The sequence below is a fragment of the Dyadobacter chenhuakuii genome (assembly GCF_023821985.2).
Classification (GTDB): Bacteria; Bacteroidota; Bacteroidia; order Cytophagales; family Spirosomataceae; genus Dyadobacter; species Dyadobacter chenhuakuii.
This window is the reverse complement of the sequence record NZ_CP098805.1, coordinates 1,285,168-1,302,089: the sequence shown is the minus strand read 5'-3', so window position 1 is coordinate 1,302,089 and position 16,922 is coordinate 1,285,168. Positions and strand designations below refer to the sequence as shown.

Annotated in this window: 17 protein-coding genes; 11 read left to right on the top strand and 6 right to left on the bottom strand. The window is 45.5% G+C overall.

Features of this window, described 5'->3' with window-relative positions:
* Positions 1-47: 47 nt before the first annotated feature.
* The 5 genes from NFI80_RS05400 (at position 48) to NFI80_RS05380 (ending at position 4,999) form a co-directional block, all read left to right on the top strand.
* Entirely contained in the window at positions 48-1,265 is a 1,218-nt protein-coding gene (locus NFI80_RS05400) for a sugar MFS transporter (RefSeq protein ID WP_233798127.1), read from the top strand.
* 3 nt (positions 1,266-1,268) lie between these two features.
* Positions 1,269-2,351 carry a GHMP family kinase ATP-binding protein gene (locus NFI80_RS05395; RefSeq protein WP_235164630.1) on the top strand — a complete coding sequence of 361 codons (1,083 nt, stop codon included), beginning with the start codon at positions 1,269-1,271 and terminating at the stop codon, positions 2,349-2,351.
* A 73-nt stretch (positions 2,352-2,424) separates the two neighbouring features.
* Positions 2,425-4,434: a (E)-4-hydroxy-3-methylbut-2-enyl-diphosphate synthase gene (gene ispG, locus NFI80_RS05390; protein ID WP_235164631.1), complete on the top strand. Its 2,010-nt coding sequence runs from the start codon at positions 2,425-2,427 to the stop codon at positions 4,432-4,434.
* Between the two features lie 32 nt (positions 4,435-4,466).
* Positions 4,467-4,646, top strand: coding sequence for a DUF6728 family protein (locus tag NFI80_RS05385; RefSeq protein ID WP_084439924.1), 180 nt, complete (start codon positions 4,467-4,469; stop codon positions 4,644-4,646).
* Entirely contained in the window at positions 4,643-4,999 is a 357-nt protein-coding gene (locus NFI80_RS05380) for an MmcQ/YjbR family DNA-binding protein (RefSeq protein WP_235164632.1), read from the top strand. Before NFI80_RS05385 ends, NFI80_RS05380 begins: the two co-directional genes overlap by 4 nt.
* Before the next feature lie 337 nt (positions 5,000-5,336).
* Here NFI80_RS05380 and gldC read toward each other — a convergent pair whose 3' ends face one another.
* Entirely contained in the window at positions 5,337-5,678 is a 342-nt protein-coding gene (gene gldC, locus NFI80_RS05375; RefSeq protein ID WP_026632943.1) for a gliding motility protein GldC, read from the bottom strand.
* 59 nt (positions 5,679-5,737) lie between these two features.
* Complete coding sequence (locus tag NFI80_RS05370) at positions 5,738-6,463, bottom strand: DUF4197 domain-containing protein (RefSeq protein ID WP_233798123.1); 726 nt, start codon at positions 6,461-6,463, stop codon at positions 5,738-5,740.
* 106 nt (positions 6,464-6,569) lie between these two features.
* Between NFI80_RS05370 and NFI80_RS05365 the strand changes: the two genes are divergently transcribed.
* From NFI80_RS05365 to NFI80_RS05345, 5 genes are read left to right on the top strand one after another with little or no spacing between them, the layout of a single operon-like run.
* The gene (locus NFI80_RS05365; RefSeq protein ID WP_235164633.1) at positions 6,570-7,841 is read left to right on the top strand and encodes a competence/damage-inducible protein A; all 1,272 of its coding nucleotides are present in this window, start codon (positions 6,570-6,572) and stop codon (positions 7,839-7,841) included.
* Between the two features lie 60 nt (positions 7,842-7,901).
* Positions 7,902-9,209 (top strand): dihydrolipoamide acetyltransferase family protein, encoded by a 1,308-nt coding sequence (locus NFI80_RS05360; RefSeq protein WP_235164634.1) that lies wholly within the window; start codon positions 7,902-7,904, stop codon positions 9,207-9,209.
* Positions 9,209-9,742, top strand: coding sequence for a 5' nucleotidase, NT5C type (locus tag NFI80_RS05355; protein WP_026632939.1), 534 nt, complete (start codon positions 9,209-9,211; stop codon positions 9,740-9,742). Before NFI80_RS05360 ends, NFI80_RS05355 begins: the two co-directional genes overlap by 1 nt.
* Positions 9,739-10,416: a response regulator transcription factor gene (locus tag NFI80_RS05350; protein WP_026632938.1), complete on the top strand. Its 678-nt coding sequence runs from the start codon at positions 9,739-9,741 to the stop codon at positions 10,414-10,416. Before NFI80_RS05355 ends, NFI80_RS05350 begins: the two co-directional genes overlap by 4 nt.
* A 3-nt stretch (positions 10,417-10,419) precedes the next feature.
* Entirely contained in the window at positions 10,420-11,796 is a 1,377-nt protein-coding gene (locus NFI80_RS05345) for a sensor histidine kinase (RefSeq protein WP_235164635.1), read from the top strand.
* Positions 11,797-12,170: 374 nt separating this feature from the next.
* On the opposite strand, the gene NFI80_RS05340 is transcribed toward NFI80_RS05345, so the two are convergent.
* The 3 genes from NFI80_RS05340 to NFI80_RS05330 all read right to left on the bottom strand — a co-directional run bounded on the left by NFI80_RS05340 (position 12,171) and on the right by NFI80_RS05330 (position 14,435).
* Complete coding sequence (locus NFI80_RS05340; RefSeq protein ID WP_233798118.1) at positions 12,171-12,917, bottom strand: acyl-CoA desaturase; 747 nt, start codon at positions 12,915-12,917, stop codon at positions 12,171-12,173.
* Positions 12,918-13,032: 115 nt separating this feature from the next.
* Positions 13,033-13,710 carry a DUF4159 domain-containing protein gene (locus tag NFI80_RS05335; RefSeq protein WP_235164636.1) on the bottom strand — a complete coding sequence of 226 codons (678 nt, stop codon included), beginning with the start codon at positions 13,708-13,710 and terminating at the stop codon, positions 13,033-13,035.
* A 14-nt stretch (positions 13,711-13,724) separates the two neighbouring features.
* Entirely contained in the window at positions 13,725-14,435 is a 711-nt protein-coding gene (locus NFI80_RS05330) for an RsmE family RNA methyltransferase (RefSeq protein WP_235164637.1), read from the bottom strand.
* Between the two features lie 396 nt (positions 14,436-14,831).
* On the opposite strand from NFI80_RS05330, the gene NFI80_RS05325 reads away from it, so the two are divergent.
* On the top strand, positions 14,832-15,842 hold the full coding sequence (locus tag NFI80_RS05325) for a glutamine synthetase beta-grasp domain-containing protein (protein ID WP_233798115.1): 1,011 nt from the start codon (positions 14,832-14,834) through the stop codon (positions 15,840-15,842).
* A gap of 512 nt (positions 15,843-16,354) precedes the next feature.
* Here NFI80_RS05325 and NFI80_RS05320 read toward each other — a convergent pair.
* A complete protein-coding gene (locus NFI80_RS05320; RefSeq protein WP_233798114.1) occupies positions 16,355-16,909 on the bottom strand; it encodes a hypothetical protein in 555 nt (184 codons plus the stop codon).
* Positions 16,910-16,922 lie beyond the last annotated feature (13 nt).

Sequence of the window (16,922 nt, the reverse complement as noted above, 5' to 3'; positions counted from 1 at the left end):
TTTTCATTTTTAAACTGCATAACCCTTACCAATTAATTTAAACCTAAATGGACAACAAAAAAAGCTACCTTGGCCCTCTCTTTATGATTGGCGTTATATTCTTTGTGATGGGTTTCATCACCTGGGTAAACGGCACATTAATTACCTTTTTCAAAAAAGCATTTTCCCTTGATAACACCAGTTCCTACCTGGTAACATTCGCCTTTTTCATTTCCTACACGATCATGGCGATCCCCTGTTCTTATGTTGTAAAAAAGACGGGTTTCAAAAACGGAATGTCGCTGGCCCTGCTTGTGATGGCGGCGGGAACGCTGATCTTCATTCCAGCCGCTGAAATGGCTTCCTATCCGGTATTCTTGGTGGGACTTTTCACGATCGGGATCGGTCTGACGGTTTTGCAAACATCTTCCAATCCTTATGCAACGATCCTGGGACCACGCGAAAGTGCTGCTCAGCGGATCAGTATCATGGGAATTGCAAACAAATCGGCAGGGATCCTGAGCCAGGTGATCATCGGTAAATTGCTCTTATCCGGTGCAAGTTCAACAGACCCACAGGAAGAGCTTGACAAAGTGGTTGTTCCTTATCTCGTTTTGACCGCGATTCTGGTCGGTTTGGCGATTTTGATCCGCATGTCCAAAGGCTTGGTGGAAGTAAGTGAGGAAGAGGAAGCGCCGGTTGGATCAGCACCGGTTGTAGAAAAAACGAGCGTTTTCCAGTTTCCTAACCTTGTGTTGGGCGTGATCGCATTGTTTTGTTATGTAGGTGTTGAAGTAATTGCGGGGGATACGATCATTAATTACGGTGTTTCGCTCGGTTTCGCAGAAGAGGAAGCGAGGCTTTTTGGAACATATACATTGGGTGGGATGATGTTTGGCTATGTTTTGGGCATTGTTTTGATTCCTAAATATGTATCTCAGCAGGCATATCTGATGTTTTCGGCCGTTCTCGGAATGGTAGTAACCATTGCTGCAATCTTTACAACCGGCTTTGCATCAGTGCTTTGCATTGCAATTTTAGGTTTTGCCAATGCGGTGATATGGCCTGCACTATGGCCTTTGGCATTGAGCGGACTGGGTAAGTTTACCAAAATAGCGTCTGCATTACTGGTAATGGGGATTTCCGGAGGTGCGGTGATGCCATTGGTTTACGGCGGCATTGCCGATTCAATCAAAAGCACACAGCAGGCTTACTGGATCATGGTTCCGTTGTATATTTTTATCCTTTATTTCGGTCTCGTAGGCCATAAAAAGAAAAGCTGGTAGTTCATGAAGATTTCGACTCCGGGCCGTATATGTTTATTTGGTGAACATCAGGATTATCTTGGATTGCCTGTCATTGCAGCGGCCATTTCCCGCCGGATCAGCATCGACGGGCGCTATCGGGATGATGACAAAATCATCCTGCATTTGCCCGATCTTGGGCTGAAAGAGGAGTTTTCTCTAAACGATACATTTCCATACGTGGTGCAGCGGGACTATTTCCGCAGCACCATTAATGTTTTAAAACGAAAGGGTTTAACTTTTTCAAAAGGTTTTGAATGTGTCATACACGGCAACATTCCGATCAATTCCGGAACGTCGAGCTCATCGGCATTGATCGTTTCCTGGGCGCATTTTCTGGATAAAATGAGCGATAAGCCGGTTGGTTTTTCTCAAAAAGAATTGGGAGAAATTGCCAATGCAGCCGAAGTGCTAGAATTTGGCGAACCCGGCGGCATGATGGACCATTATTCTACGGCCATCGGCAATGTGATTTACCTGGAATCAACGCCAATCATTCATGTTGAAGCGCTAACACCGACTTTGGGAACATTCGTTTTGGGTGATTCTATGGAGGCAAAAGACACATTAGGCATCCTCGCGCGCTGCCGTTATGGAATGGAAGATGTGATCAAAAAAGTCACGAACTACGACCCTGAATTTTCCATTTTTAGCACGCCTTTTGAAAAAGCTGCTGAATACCAATCAAAGCTGACCGACGATGAGCTGAGCCTTTTAAAAGCCAATCTCGAAGACCGCGACATACTTCTGGAAGGTAAAGTGCTGTTAACACAAAGCATTAATAGTCCTGTTAATGAGGAGTTTGACAAACATTTTGGCGGACTTTTATATAAACATTACAAAAACCTGCGCGACCATAAAAGGACATCAACGCCCAAGATAGAACGCATGATGAATGCAGCTTTATCGGCGGGTGCATTAGGCGGCAAGATCAATGGCTCGGGCGGTGGTGGCTGCATGTTTGTATATGCGCCCACGCAAGCCGAGGAGGTGGCCGAAGCCATCGAAAAACAAGGCGGAAAAAGTTACATCATCACAGTTGATTCAGGAACGCGGATCGAAAACTGAGGCATTAAAATGCACGATTGTAATTCCAATTGTGTTTTTGTTTTAAGACCTTTGCCAATATCATAACAACTCCATGGCAGTAGTTACAGCTTCTGAAAAAACGACAAATCTTTACTGTCCTTCTCTGACAGCATATAAAAGACGCGAAACGATCACCATTAATATCGGCGACCTGCCTATGGGTTCCGACTATCCCATTCGCGTTCAGTCAATGACGACGGTGGATACAATGGATACGCAAGGATCTATTGATGAGGTGATCAGAATGGTGGATTCGGGCTGCGAATATGTGCGTATTACGGCGCCCAGTGTGAAGGAAGCGCAAAATCTTGAAAACATCCGGAACGGCCTGCGCAAGCTTGGTATCAATGTTCCGCTCATTGCCGACATACATTTCACACCCAATGCAGCCGAACTGGCAGCAAGGATTGTAGAAAAAGTAAGGATCAATCCTGGAAATTACGCCGATCGCAAGCGTTTTGAAGTCATTGACTACACCGATGCTTCCTATGCCGCTGAATTGGAACGGATCCGTGAAAAATTCATCCCGCTGGTGCGCATATGCAAGGAATATGGCACAGCGATGCGCATTGGCACAAATCACGGCTCACTTTCAGACCGGATACTGAGCCGTTATGGCGACACACCACTGGGTATGGTGGAATCGGCGTTGGAATTTCTACGGATCTGTGAAGAATTCAATTATTTCAACATTGCGCTTTCCATGAAATCCAGCAACACGCAAGTGATGGTGGAAGCATATCGGTTGCTTGTGCAGCGTTTGGACGAAGAAGGCTTAAAGCCTTATCCGTTGCACCTTGGCGTAACAGAAGCAGGCGAAGCAGAAGATGGCCGGATTAAGTCGGCTGTTGGAATTGGCACATTACTGGAAGATGGCTTGGGAGATACGGTCCGTGTTTCATTAACCGAAGCGCCTGAAAAAGAAGCGCCTGTGGCTCGTGCATTAATCCAGCGCTATGCTAACAGAACACCTCACGATTTCATAGAGCCGGTTGAATCTTGCCCTATCAATCCATTTCAATACACAAGAAGGGATACAAGAGAGGTTTATAATTTCGGTCATTTGAATGTGCCGCGTGTGATTGCGGATTATTCCAATATCGAAGTTACCCAGCTCGAAAACCTGAAAAGCATCGGACATTTCTTTTTGCCAGTGCCGGATAAATGGGCAATGAACGATCAGGGAGCTGATTTTATATATTCCGGAAAAAACCCTATTCCGTTCATGCTACCAAACGGCTTGCGTGAGATCCTGGATTTTGAGCAATGGCAACAACATGAAAATGCTGCAAACAAATTTCCGCTTTTCGACGCAGAACATTGGCTTGAAACCGATAAGACACTCGTTTCAACGCAGTTGAATTTTATCAAAGGCACCATACATTCACTGAATGATGCGCTGCTGGAAAATATCAGAGAGGCGACCAACATTGTCCTGCTGATACACACCGGCAACGCACATGCAATGCCGGAACTGCGCCGGTTCTTTTATAAGCTGGTTGAAAAGGGAATTAAAATCCCGGTAGTCGTCCAGCGCGAGTACGCAACCGATTCGGGCGATGAGCTTACATTATATTCAGCTACGGACGTTGGTGGTTTCCTCGTTGATGGTTTTGGCGATGGCGTGTTGTTACAGCCGTCTTTCCCAATGCACATCAATCACACAGATAAGCTGAAAGTAGCCGCCTCATTCAACAGCATAGCATTCGGCATTTTGCAAGCCGCCAGAACCCGGATGTCGAAAACAGAATACATTTCCTGCCCATCCTGCGGACGAACGCTGTTTGACTTACAGGAAACAACAGCCATGATCCGCAAGCACACCGAACATTTGAAAGGCGTGAAAATCGGCATTATGGGCTGCATTGTAAACGGACCAGGTGAAATGGCCGATGCGGATTACGGATACGTGGGTATGGGAAAAGATAAAATTGCTTTGTATCGTGGTCAGGAAGTTATCAAAAGATCAGTAACTGCGGCGAAAGCAGTAGAAGAATTGATCGGGTTAATTCGGGAAGACGGTCGCTGGATCGAGCCGGACGAGCGTGAAATATTGGTTTAGCAGGGTTGATAAAGATAGAAACAGCAAAATTTATGAAAAGATACTTTCAATTAGGCGACGTGTTTGGTTACTTCTTTCGCGTCTTCAAAAAAAGGGATCCCAATGCCCCCGATTCCTTTAACCTCCGCATGATGCATGGCATTAACCGCATCTCCATCGTCATGTTTTTAATTTGCGTTATCATTATGATCGTTAGAGCATTAACAAGATGAACCTGGAATCGCTGAGAGACTTTTGCCTGCAACTCCCAGGCGTAACAGAGGAACTGCCCTTCGGCCCGGATACACTCGTATTCAAGGTAAAAGGCAAAGTATTCCTCCTTACCCCCATAGACTCAGCGTCCCACCAGTTCAACGCCAAATGCGATCCCGAAAAAGCAGAAGAGCTAAGAGAAAAATATCCGGACGTAAAGCCCGGATATCATATGAATAAGAAGCACTGGAACACGGTCTACGTCACCGGTAACATTCCTAGTGAGACGTTGTTTGGCTGGGTGAAGGACTCTTATGATTTGATAGTTAAGAGTTTGCCGAAGAAGGATCAGGCCACGTTAAATGGTGAGTGAGCGCCCTTCGGCCGCCGGGCGGCCCGGTCCGCTCAGGGTGACAGGGGTGGTTGCCTTTGGGCTCCGCTCGCAGGTGCCGTTGTGCTTGCCCTTCGGCTCCGCTCAGGGTGACAGGGCAATTGCGAACTGCGAAGCCACTTTGTAAGTCTAGCGAATCGGACGACCGAAGACACATGCACAACGCCCTGTCAGTCTGAGCGGAGCCGAAGACACAACCACCAAGCCTGAGCGAACCACAACGCCCTGTCAGTCTGAGCGGACCGGGCCGCCGGGCGGCCGAAGACACGACCACCAAACCCGAGCGAACCGGGCGGTCGAAGACACGACCGCAAACGCCCTACTTAGCAGCCTTCATCTCCTCATCGAGTTTCTTGCTCAATGTCTCACAAACCCCTTCAATCGCATCTGCCATTACATTGTCATTTGTCGCAGTCAGCAACGTATCCGCGATGCCGCTCATGAGTTCGATGTAGAAGCGTTTCATTTCGAAAACTTCCATATCCTTGGTCCAAAGGTCGATTTTTAATGTGCCTCTGTGGTAATGATCCCAAACGGCGATGGCGATGGCGCGGGTGTCATTGATGCCTTCGTTGGGGTTGTCTGTCGCATTCCAAAAAATCTTTTCCGGTATGTTCTTGTCGTCGAGTTCAACACTAAAATGTATTTCCGATTTTTTCATATGAGGTGTTAATATTTAGACAAAAGTAACCAATTGAGGAAATTTATAGTTCTGAAAGATTACTTTGCTGCCTGCTTGAACACCTTTTTCAAAAGATCAGTAACACGTGCCTTCGGGTCTTCGCGGATTTTCTTCTCTTCCTGTGCGATCAAAATGTATAACCCGTCGATAGTCTTTTGCGTAGCATAACCTTTCAAATCCGGATTCACTTTCTTCACCAAGGGAATTTTGTTATAAGTGTCAACGATTTCCTTGTAATAGTCCGTCGCCTTGTTCAGATTGAGCGTAGAGTCTACAACAGGAAAGAAGGTTTTATACAAATCTTCATTCGTCGTCTTCTTCAAATATTGCGTTGCCGCATCGTCCTGGCCTTTTAATATGCCCAGTGCATCAGGAACGGTCATGGACGTAATGGCCTTTACAAAAATAGGTTTTGATTTCTTTGCGGCATCTTCTGCTGCGCGATTGAGTGATAATGTGAATTTATCCACCTGATCTCCCAGTCCCATCTTCCTTAATGTCTCTGCCACTTTCTGCGCTTCCGGAGGAACGGCAATTTTGATCAGCTCATTTTTGAAAAAACCATCCACTTTGGAAGCTTCCGCAGAACCATTACTAATCCCGACATTCAAGGCCTCTTTCAAACCCGATACGATTTCATTTTCACCAAGTCCATCCGATTTCCCGCTCACCTTATCCAGCACTTTTCCTAAGTTGAACTGGGCCTGCGAATTAGTCGCTGCCAGGAGTGAAAATATTAATATTGCTAAGATTTTGTGATTCATTACGATTGTGTTTGTTAAATTCTGACTACGCTCTAAACGTACTCAATAACGATTAATTTTACTTATTTTTGGGAAAATAACGGTCTTAATCAACCAATTTCAAACTATGGCTCCCATAATCCGGGCTGAAATTTTAACGATCGGTGATGAAATCCTTTTTGGACAAATTACGGATACGAATACGCAATGGATTGGCTCTCAACTGACTGATATAGGCATTCGGCCGGTTAGAAAGACTTCGGTTGGAGATAACAAAGCCGACATACTGGATGCCTTTTCGGCAGCCAGCCAGCGGGTGAACGTTATTATTGTGACGGGAGGCCTCGGCCCTACCCGCGATGACATTACCAAGCATACATTTTGCGAATATTTTGGGACTGAACTTGAAATCAACCAGGAGGCACTGGAACTGATCACGGCGTTTTTCGCAAAACGCGGACGCGCCATGACTGAGCTGAACATCCAGCAGGCTGCACTTCCCAAAAATTGTACCTACGTTCCAAATCTCTGGGGAACCGCGCCGGGAATGTGGTTTGAAAAAGACGATGTAATTTACGTTTCGCTGCCCGGCGTGCCATACGAGATGAAGAGCCTGATGGAGTTTGAGATCCTCCCCAGACTGAAATCAAGATTTGTTTCAAACATTATTCAACATAAATCGGTGCGGACGATCGGCATAGGAGAATCTTTTCTGGCCGAAACGATCGCACCTTGGGAGGACGCCCTTCCTGAACATATAAAACTGGCATATCTGCCTCACTTCGGGCAGGTTAAGCTGCGCCTGACGGGCACCGGAACAGACCAGGCCCAGCTGGATGCCGACCTGGCGGAGCAGGTTGCGTTACTGATGCCGTATATTGAAGAATGGGTTTTCGGATTTGATACGGATGAACTGGAAACAGTGATCGGATCGTTACTTGTTCAGCACAACGCGACAGTAGGAACGGCGGAAAGCTGCACGGGCGGTTTTGTTGCCAACCAAATCACGAGTGTGCCGGGCGCTTCGCAATATTTTCTGGGTTCGGTGGTGAGTTACAGCAATGAGGTCAAAATGAATGTGCTCGGCGTTTCACCTCAGACATTGGAAGCATTCGGGGCGGTAAGTGAGCAGACAGCGCGAGAAATGGCCGAGGGCGCCCGCAAAGTGCTAAACACCACATTCGCGATTTCCACAACGGGCATTGCCGGACCGGATGGAGGCACGGCCGAGAAGCCGGTTGGAACCGTCTGGATTGCCTGCGCGACACCGGAGGAAACATTCACCCAATTACTTACCTTGCGCAACAACCGGAAGATCAACATTGAGCTTACCGCTTCTTATGCACTGAATTTGTTGCGCAAAACCATTTTGAAAACCAATCTTGCCGTCAAAGGCTGAGAAGAACATTAATATACATTCGGCAACAAAATAAGCTGCCGCGAATGAAAGATACCAGTTATGAAAATAGTTGAAATGGTAATGCCTCCAATGGGCGAAAGTATTATGGAATGCACTGTCCTTCATTTACTTGCAAAAGCAGGTGATAAGGTTTCGGTGGATGATTCGATATTGGAGGTTGCCACGGACAAAGTGGATACGGAAGTCCCCTGCCCTTTTTCCGGCGTGCTTACGGAATGGCTTGTTGCTGAAAACGACGTTGTGCCCATAGGAAGCCCGGTTGCAAAGATTGAAGTGGAGAATGATGTGGATGAAAGCGATCAGCAGCCAGTGGATCAACCTGTCCATGAGCCCTTTAGCGCCGCATCAGAGGTGGAAGCAACGGCGGCTGTATTGGAAAAGGAATATGAGGAAGTGCTTACCAGAAAGGCACAGCCTACGCTGGAATATGCCAAAAATAGCCCGGAAAACAATGCATTCTATTCCCCCCTGGTTCTGAGCATTGCGCGTGAAGAGCACATCACGGAAACGGAGCTGGCCACCATTCCGGGAACGGGCATGGAAAACCGGGTCACCAAAAACGATATTATTTCCTTTCTGGATAACCGCAAAAAGCCTGCTGCAACGGCAATGCCAATTGCAACTTCACTGAACGGCAGCAACGAGATCATTGAAATGGACCGGATGCGGAAGATGATCTCGCAGCGGATGGTTGAGTCGAAGCGAATTTCGGCGCATGTTACTTCCTTTATTGAGACCGATATGACGCCGGTGGTTCAATGGCGGGAGCATACAAAGGCTGAGTATAGAAAGAAAACGGGCGACAGCATCACCTTTACCCCTATTTTGATTGAAGCTGTCGTAAAGGCGATCAAAGATTATCCGATGATCAATATTTCAGTGGATGGCGACCGGATCATTAAAAAGAAGGAAATTAACATTGGCATGGCCGTAGCTCTGCCGGATGGAAACCTCATTGTCCCGGTTATCCATCGCGCAGACCAGTATGATCTGCCTGGATTGGCAAGAAAAGTAAATGATCTCGCCAAGAGAGCGCGGGAGAACAAGTTGAAGGCCGACGATCTCGCTGGCGGGACTTACACGATTTCCAATATTGGCGCATTCGCCAATCTGATGGGCACGCCGATTATCGTTCAGCCGCAGGTTGCGATCATGGCTTTTGGTGCAATAAAAAAGAAACCGGCCGTGATTGAAACGCCGCAAGGCGATTTGCTCGGCATTCGCAGCCTGATGTTCATCTCACATTCGTATGACCACCGCGTTGTGGACGGCTCGCTGGGCGGACTTTTCCTGAAACGCGTGCACGATTATCTTGAAAATTTCGATACGCACAGAACTATAATGTAATGCTCAGACTCACCTTGGACATGGATGATGTGATGGCGAACACCCACAAGAAACTCGCCAACATTGTTCACAATGATTTTTCAACGGTATATAATGAAGAACAGCTGAGAAAAAGCGCTTTCAGAGATATTTTACACCCCAAGCAACTTGCAAAGCTGCATAAGATCATTGATACGCCTGGCTTTTTTGCCGATATTGAAGTGATGAACGGGGCAGTTGAAACAGTCTACAAGCTGTCCAAGTTTTACGAAATATTTGTGGCCACCGCATGCATGGAATTTCCGACGTCGTTCAATGATAAATTTGCCTGGCTAAAAAAGCATTTCCCGTTCATTCCGTGGACGAATGTTGTGTTTTGCGGTTATAAAAGCATTATCCAGTCCGATTACCTGATTGACGATCACGTGCGAAACCTGAATGCGTTCAAAGGCACGGGCATCCTGTTTACAGCGCCGCATAATGTTAAAGAAACCTCATATAAGCGTGTTTCCAATTGGAAGGATGTTTCTGAATTATTCCTACCCATCGCATGAAGCTACTACTTATTGAAGACGAACCGAAAACGCTGCAATCCATTAAGCAAGGGCTGGAAGAAAACGGATATGAAGTGGACATTGCCTATGACGGACTGATCGGCAGGCAGCTGGCAAAAAACAACACCTATCAACTGATTATCAGTGACATTATCATTCCCGGGATCAACGGTATCGAGCTTTGCCGGGAGATCAGGACGTGGGGTGATGAAACGCCTATTTTAATGTTAACTGCGTTGGGCACGACAGATGATAAAGTCACGGGTCTGGATGCCGGCGCGGACGATTACCTGGTCAAACCGTTCGAATTTAAAGAACTTCTTGCCCGTGTGAGGGCATTAACGAAGCGTGGTACAACCGTTTCTCATACCGCGCAGCTTCTGAAATTTGCCGATTTGGAAATATCGTTGGACGCGAAAACGGTTCATAGGTCAGGAAATAAGATCAATCTCACGGCAAGGGAATTTAACCTCCTCGTTTACCTGATCCGTAACCAGGGCCGGGTTATTTCCAAAGTGGAGATTGCGGAGCAGGTTTGGGATATTGGCTTTGATACTGGCACCAATGTCATTGAAGTTTATGTAAATTATCTTCGTAAAAAAATCGATAAGGATTATCCCGTCAAGCTGATCCACACCCAGTTTGGTATGGGCTATGTGCTTAAAGTAGAGTAAATTATGCAGATCCGCACCAGACTTACAGTTCAGTTTTCCCTGCTGGTGAGCGGAATCCTTCTGATCACTTTTCTGGCTATCTATTTTTTTTCCTATTACAATGTTAATGAGGACTTTTACGATCGGTTAAGGTCCAAAGCCAAGTCGCAAGCTGAACTTTTGCTGAAAGTCCCGCAAGTAAATACCGAGGTTCTGAAAGCGCTGGATGAAACCAACCGCGATTTGATCTACGACGAAAATACATTCATTTTCGACGAAAAGAACCGCCTCATTTACAGCAACCCAACCAGCCCTCAGTCCAAATCCATTCACGTATCCAACTTCTGGCTGGACGAGATCCGGAAGGCCGGACAGATCCGCTATACGGATGGCGATTATAAAGTTGTAGGGTTGTATTATAAATATCCGTTCAATCGGGCCGTGGTTTTGTTAGGGGCAAAAGATTTGTACGGACAGGCCAATTTATCCAATTTAAGCACCCTGCTCACGGTTTTGTTCTTTATCGTGACCATTATCGTGGCACTCGTTGGCTGGATTTTCTCGAAACGTGCATTAAGGCCAATTTCCAAGGTGATGAATGCGGTCGAAAGGATTTTACCTCAAAAACTCGACACCAGACTGGACGTTCCAAACCAGAAAGACGAAATTGGCCGCTTAACGACAACATTCAACAATCTGCTCGACCGGATTGAAACTGCATTTCAAATGCAAAAGATATTTGTGGCCAATGTTTCGCACGAGCTAAAAAATCCTTTGACCAAGATTCGTTCGCAGCTGGAAGTCAGCATGCTAAAAGAACGAAATACAGCTGATTACCAGCTTACTATTCAATCCGTTTTGGAAGACATTCAGGAGCTGGCGCAGCTATCGAATACATTGTTAGAACTTGCGAAAGTGAGCGAGGATCAAAAAGATCTGCTCACAGAAATCATTCGCGTTGACGATCTTTTACTGGATTGCCGACTGGGCCTCGCACAAGCAAACCCCTCCTACAACATTCAGCTCAATTTCGACGAGTTGCCTGAAGACGACACCTGGCTTGAACTGACCGGAAACTCGACATTATTGAAAACCGCATTCCTGAACCTGATGGACAATGCGTGCAAGTTTTCGGAGAACAATACAGTAAATGTGAATCTTAAAACGTCTGCCAGGAGGTTGACGTTAAGCTTTTCAGATAATGGGAAGGGAATTCCGAAAGAAGATCAGAGTCTGGTTTTCCAACCGTTTTACCGAAGTGACAACACGGCAAACATTAAAGGATATGGAATCGGGTTGTCACTGGTGGAGCGGATTGTGAAGCTGCATTCGGGCAATGTCAACATTTACTCTAATCAACCGAAGGGCACGACATTCGTTGTAACATTTTCGAAGCTCTAAGCAAATTCTAACTTTTTATTAACGCCCTTTTAAGTATTATATGATTTATTTGTATTGTCTCAATAAGACATGCCGATAAAACGGCAGTTCAAAAGGATTTCATTTTTTGTGGTGTTAATAAGCAAACTTGGCAGGTGTATCTCACACCTGCCAAAGTTTTTTTGTGGCCCTCCGGCCGCCCGGTCTGTTCGGTCTACCTGCGGAGCAAGCGTTAGGAATTTCACTTCGACTCCGCTCAGTGTGACAGGAAAAAAAATCCGCTCAGTGTGACAGGAAAAAAACTCCGCTCAATGTGACAGAAAAAAAACTCCGCTCACTGTGACAAACATCTGTCACAGTGAGCGGAGCCGAAGTGAAAGTAGCAAGATACTTACCTAGTTCTTCTTTCGTATCTCAATAATCTTCAACTTATTCAGCATCTTGATCACCGGATACGTCGGATCAACTTCATACCATCTTGATCCGAAGTTAATCGAATTAGGTCTTTTATGATGATTATTCTGGAACAGCTCGCCCATCATCAAGAAATCGAAGATTAGAGAATTCTTTGATTTGTCCTCGTTATCGAAGTTCTGGTAACCGTATTTATGACCACTCCAGTTTACGATTGCGCCGTGGATAGGGCCCATCAGGAAGTGGATCGGCAATAGGAAGAAAAACGCCCAGTGCATATCCAGGTAAATGTAAGCCAAAATGTAAAATGCGGTATACAACAACGCCCAGCCAGAACGTGACAGCCACGAATCTCCTAACTTCTCAATAAAGCGCCATTCCGGATAATTCCTTTCGAATTGGGATTCAATTGCACGCTTGCGGCTTAATACTGCATTATAAATATTCTTCGTTTCCCACATCATCGTAAACACGTTTTTCGTATGGTGCGGCGAGTGCGGATCTTTTTCTGTGTCACTGAAAGCATGGTGCATGCGGTGAAGAATCGCGTAAGCTCTCGGACTTAAATAGGAAGACCCCTGGGAAAGATAAGTCAGTAAATAGAAGAACCGCTCCCATGGCTTGCTCATAATGAACATTTTATGCGCAGAGTAACGGTGTAGGAAAAAGGTTTGACAAAAAAGGGATAAATACCAATGTACAACAAAAACGATAAGGACTATATACATGGAACGAGATGAAATGATATTATTTTAAACTTTGTACAAAAGTAAGGCTAAGCGCTTACAAAACCGAAATTCAGAAAACTAATTTAGAATTATTTTATATTACCTGCGCCCGTATTTAGAGAATCATGAAAGCATAACTAAGCAGGTTAGCGCCCATTTGCAGCGCCTTTCTTCGCATTTCCTCAGGATCATTGTAAACACTCTGGTCTTCCCAGCCATTGCCCAGATCTGTTTCGTAACTGTAATAGCAAACCAAGCGTCCTTGCCAGATAAGGCCGTAACCTTGCGGCTGCTTGCCATCGTGCTCATGAACTTTCGGCAGCCCTTCCGGAAACAGATATTTGATCCGGTAAACCTGGTGGTCAAAAGGCAGTTCGACAAATGAAAGCTCAGGAAAAACCTTTTTCATTTCCCGTCTCACAAACCGATCGAGGCCATAGTTGTCATCGATGTGCAGAAATCCGCCCGAGAGCAGATAATTGCGAAGGTTTTGAGCCTCAGCATCGTTGAAAACAACATTGCCGTGGCCCGTCATATGCACAAACGGATAAGTGAAAATGTCCGCGCTACCCACTTCCACCACGTCTTCTGTGGGATTAATGTTCATTTTTAGCTCCGTATTGCAGAATTTGATCAGATTCGGAAGAGACGTTTTATTGGCATACCAGTCGCCACCGCCGCCGTATTTAAGTTTTGCAATCTTTAATGATGATTGCGCCAATGTTACCGTGCTTATCAGAACGAATGTGACCAGCCCTAAAAACTTTCCAAAACGCACTACTGATCGGTTCATATGCATTAATGCTTTTATAATATGTTCTGTGCCAGGTTAATGGCATGGCAGCCCGCTACGGCCGCTGTTTCTGTTCTTAAACGGGTCGGGCCTAGAGAAACCGTTGAAAATCCGTGATCAAGTGCCAGTGAAACTTCCTTTTCACTGAAATCTCCTTCCGGACCTATTAATAAAGTGGTTCCCTGGCCTTTTTTTACTTTACTAAAAACGTGCTCAACCCTATTATGATCTGGCACATAGGCAATTAATTTTACAGAATCTTTCACATCCTTCACAAACGCTTCATATTTATTGCCCACCGTGATGATCGGCAGATAATGTTGCTGTGACTGTTTCATCGCAGCGGCAGCAATCCGGTTTAGCCTTGTGAGGTTTACGACGCGGTTGATCGTGTCTGTATTGGTATGTTCGGTGATTACAAAATCAATGCGCTCAACGCCTATCTCGGTCATCTTCTCCACCATCCACTCATTGCGCTCGGCCTTGCGCGTGGGCGCGATCACCATATTTACGGCAAAGGGTCGTCTTTCGATCTGCTGTGATTCCAAAACTTCGTAACCCGCCTTTCTGCCCTGAACATTCAACACGCATTTCTGCAATGTGCCTTTGCCATTGGTAACATATATAATGTCGCCGGAGCCGAGCCTCAGCACTTTGGAACTGTGCCTGGCCTCTTCTTCATCCAATTCAAAAATTTTCGAGTCGGGCTGGTAAAATAGATGCATTTGAAAAGTAAATAGGAATTAAGATAAGAGAACCGTCGAACATTATCAAAGCGACGCTCAAATTTACGTGTATGATGCACAAAACCATCAAGGCAGCCTTATATTATTCCGCGAATGCAGAAAAACATGATTTTTGCATTTTGGCAACATTTTGACATGAACTATGTCCGATTGACACGTGAATTTAGTGTTTTTGCGAAAATATTCTCCGGATGCATCCATTTATAATTTCACCCATTTTATGAGAATAGTACATCTTTTACTGACAATACTACCACAAACCCAATAATATTCTGTGTATGGTTAATTTTTCTTAGTTTTTATTTTTTGGAAATACATTTTTGCATTAATATTGTGCCGTTATAATAATTCGTCACCACTTTATCTAGTACTATTATGTCAAAATCCAAGCTGGAATATATTTGGTTGGATGGCTACAAGCCGACCCAAAGTTTACGTAGCAAAACCAAAATTGAAAGCGATTTCAGTGGAAAATTGGAAGATTGCAGCAACTGGTCATTTGATGGTTCATCTACTGAACAGGCGCTTGGCGGTTCTTCTGACTGTTTGTTAAAACCAGTTTACATTTGCCCGGATCCATTGCGCAGAGATGCTTATCTGGTTATGTGCGAAGTGCTTAACGCAGATGGAACTGCTCACGTATCCAATGGCCGTGCGACAATTGAGGATGATGACAACGATTTCTGGTTCGGTTTCGAGCAAGAATATTTCCTTTGGGATGTTGATACAAACAAACCATTGGGCTTCCCGGCAAATGGTTATCCTGCACCACAAGGACCATACTATTGCTCAGTAGGCGCGCAGAATGCATTTGGCCGTGAGATCATTGAGGAGCACCTTGACGCCTGTCTTGATGCAGGCCTTAATGTTGAAGGTATCAATGCAGAGGTTGCAGCAGGACAGTGGGAATTCCAGATTTTCGCAAAGGGCGCGAAAGAAGCTGGTGACCAGATCTGGCTTGGCCGTTATTTGCTTGAAAGAATTGGTGAAAAATATGGTGTTGCTATCAACTGGCATTGCAAGCCCCTGGGCGAGCTTGACTGGAACGGAAGCGGAATGCACGCTAACTTCTCAAACTCTGCTTTGAGAACGGCCGGCAGCAAAGAAGTTTTCGATAAGGTTTGCGAATCTTTCCGTCCTGTTGTGAAAGAACACATTGACGTTTACGGTGCTGACAACCACCTTCGTTTGACTGGAAAGCACGAAACTGCTTCTATCCACGATTTCAGCTACGGTGTCTCTGACCGCGGTGCATCCATTCGTATCCCTGTTCTTGTTCCTCAAAAAGGATGGAGCGGATATTTGGAAGATCGTCGTCCAAACTCAGCTGCTGATCCTTACAAAGTAGCAGCACGTATTATCAAGACTGTTAAATCTGCGCTATAATATTTGCAGAACCCATATAATGTTAAATGTAGCCGCAACGCGGCGTCAACGGCGATTGCATGGTTAATGCAAAAATCCCGGAGGGATGTAATATTGGTAGCCAAAAACGCGGCACCAATGGCGATTGCATGGTTAACGCAAAATCCCGGAGGGATGTAATATCGGTAGCCGCAACGCGGCGTCAATGGCGATTGCATGGTTAACGCAAAATCCCGGAGGGATGTAACGTCTTGCATGATGTTACATCCCTCCGGGATTTTTTGTATTCGGTTGAACTTTGTTTGCTACCGATATTATATCCCTCTGGGATTTTTTATTCGGTTGAACTTTGTTTGCTACCGATATTACATCCCTCTGGGATTTTGTATTCGGTTGAACTTTGTTTGCTACCGATGTTATATCCCTCTGGGATTTTTTCATTCGGTCACCTATTTGCTACCGATGTTACATCCCTCTGGGATTTTTTTATCCGGTAACATTATTGCTGCCAATATTGCGTTGCCTGCGGCTAATCAATCCTGCTCTTCGCTTCCGGAGAAGGAATAAAGTGTTGGATCTAGCTGGATGCGGCCGGCGTTGAAGCGGAGGATGAAATCGTTGATGGTTTTATCATTGATCTCTGTTTTGTTCAATCCCACTTCCAGACCGATTCCATAGTCAAACGTTTCGTCCGTTTCGATGTGCTCGCGGACGGTTATTTCCTCATTTTCTTCGATCTCCTCGATGAATTCGGTCAGCATTAATTCTGCCTCCTCGTCTTGCTCATCGTCACAAACGTAATCGTCCGGGCGCTCGTCAAGGGAAACGTAATTGGGCATCACTTTTTTCAGCCTTTCCAAAGCAGCATCGTAAACCAATGTCGAATGGTGCAATCTCAATGTATAGATCAGCGCGTCGTAGATGACTTCTTTTTCATTATACATTCCAACGAACTGAACGTGCGCGTGTTCGTTGTTGTCTTCTTCATCATCTTCCAGCTCGTCCTCAACATGTATAAAGCTTGATCGCTCTGCCTTACATTCTTGTTTCAGCACTTCAATTTCTTCTGGATCAAATCCCGGATTCATAGTCTCGATAGTT

Coding starts and splice junctions, on each gene's coding strand:
- NFI80_RS05325 (WP_233798115.1), top strand. CDS start 14,832: ATGTCAAAATCCAAGCTGGAATATATTTGGTTGGATGGCTACAAGCCG.
- NFI80_RS05350 (WP_026632938.1), top strand. CDS start 9,739: ATGAAGCTACTACTTATTGAAGACGAACCGAAAACGCTGCAATCCATT.
- NFI80_RS05335 (WP_235164636.1), bottom strand. CDS start 13,710: ATGAACCGATCAGTAGTGCGTTTTGGAAAGTTTTTAGGGCTGGTCACA.
- NFI80_RS05385 (WP_084439924.1), top strand. CDS start 4,467: ATGAAAAGATACTTTCAATTAGGCGACGTGTTTGGTTACTTCTTTCGC.
- NFI80_RS05355 (WP_026632939.1), top strand. CDS start 9,209: ATGCTCAGACTCACCTTGGACATGGATGATGTGATGGCGAACACCCAC.
- NFI80_RS05400 (WP_233798127.1), top strand. CDS start 48: ATGGACAACAAAAAAAGCTACCTTGGCCCTCTCTTTATGATTGGCGTT.
- NFI80_RS05340 (WP_233798118.1), bottom strand. CDS start 12,917: ATGTATATAGTCCTTATCGTTTTTGTTGTACATTGGTATTTATCCCTT.
- NFI80_RS05395 (WP_235164630.1), top strand. CDS start 1,269: ATGAAGATTTCGACTCCGGGCCGTATATGTTTATTTGGTGAACATCAG.
- ispG (WP_235164631.1), top strand. CDS start 2,425: ATGGCAGTAGTTACAGCTTCTGAAAAAACGACAAATCTTTACTGTCCT.
- NFI80_RS05380 (WP_235164632.1), top strand. CDS start 4,643: ATGAACCTGGAATCGCTGAGAGACTTTTGCCTGCAACTCCCAGGCGTA.
- NFI80_RS05330 (WP_235164637.1), bottom strand. CDS start 14,435: ATGCATCTATTTTACCAGCCCGACTCGAAAATTTTTGAATTGGATGAA.
- NFI80_RS05365 (WP_235164633.1), top strand. CDS start 6,570: ATGGCTCCCATAATCCGGGCTGAAATTTTAACGATCGGTGATGAAATC.
- NFI80_RS05320 (WP_233798114.1), bottom strand. CDS start 16,909: ATGAATCCGGGATTTGATCCAGAAGAAATTGAAGTGCTGAAACAAGAA.
- NFI80_RS05370 (WP_233798123.1), bottom strand. CDS start 6,463: ATGAATCACAAAATCTTAGCAATATTAATATTTTCACTCCTGGCAGCG.
- NFI80_RS05345 (WP_235164635.1), top strand. CDS start 10,420: ATGCAGATCCGCACCAGACTTACAGTTCAGTTTTCCCTGCTGGTGAGC.
- gldC (WP_026632943.1), bottom strand. CDS start 5,678: ATGAAAAAATCGGAAATACATTTTAGTGTTGAACTCGACGACAAGAAC.
- NFI80_RS05360 (WP_235164634.1), top strand. CDS start 7,902: ATGAAAATAGTTGAAATGGTAATGCCTCCAATGGGCGAAAGTATTATG.